Origin of the sequence: Candidatus Frankia alpina (assembly GCF_902806485.1) — a bacterium.
Lineage (GTDB): Bacteria > Actinomycetota > Actinomycetes > Frankiales > Frankiaceae > Frankia > Frankia alpina.
Window position 1 is genome coordinate 1 of sequence record NZ_CADCWT010000549.1, and the last position, 633, is coordinate 633.

1 pseudogene is annotated in these 633 nt (G+C 69.4%); it reads left to right on the forward strand.

The features are described 5' to 3' along the window. Positions 1-334 precede the first annotated feature (334 nt). Positions 335-436, forward strand: a pseudogene (locus G6R25_RS24445) (IS6 family transposase); the annotation flags it as partial. Between the last annotated feature and the right edge of the window lie 197 nt (positions 437-633).

The following is a 633-nucleotide window of genomic DNA, read 5'->3' on the forward strand; positions in this document are numbered from 1 at the left end:
AGAGTAACCAGTCGGCACGGAAAGTGCCCTTCGCGCGGCCCTGGTGACGGGGAGGGCGAGAAGCAGCCCTGACAACGACGGGACAGGCCGGCACTGCCAGACAGCCTGGGCCTGGCAAGCGAGGCGGAAAGGTGTTCCCGACGGATGGACATCGGTTCTTGGGCTTTTCCCCGGGCTTCACACCCAACGCGTGGAGTGCACGCGCGCGCTTGCCAGGGCAGGGACAGGCTCCCGAGCACTAACCTGAAGACTCAGTACCGTCCACGGTCCTCCAACCGCCGGTCTCACTCACTCTGTGCGGCCTCGTCCTCTGTGCGACCTCGTCGTCGCAACCCTGGTCCAGAACATCCGCCGCGGCCACTACGAGCTTGCCGTCGACACCGACCCGCGGCTGCGGCTGGCCGCCGCGTTCACCGAGCTCGCCCGCGCCGTCTGACCGTGGGTGCCGGAGCCTCTGTGTCGTTTCCTCCGGATGCAACAGCGCCGGTCCCGGTGCGTGGCCCGGACCGCCCGCGGGCCCAACGATGTCAGGCCTGCGGACGGTCCGGCGCGACGGCTCAGAAACCCTGACTGCGCATGGCGGCGTCCACGTTGGCGGCGTCGGCCGCCGCATATTCCGGGGCGTTCGCCACC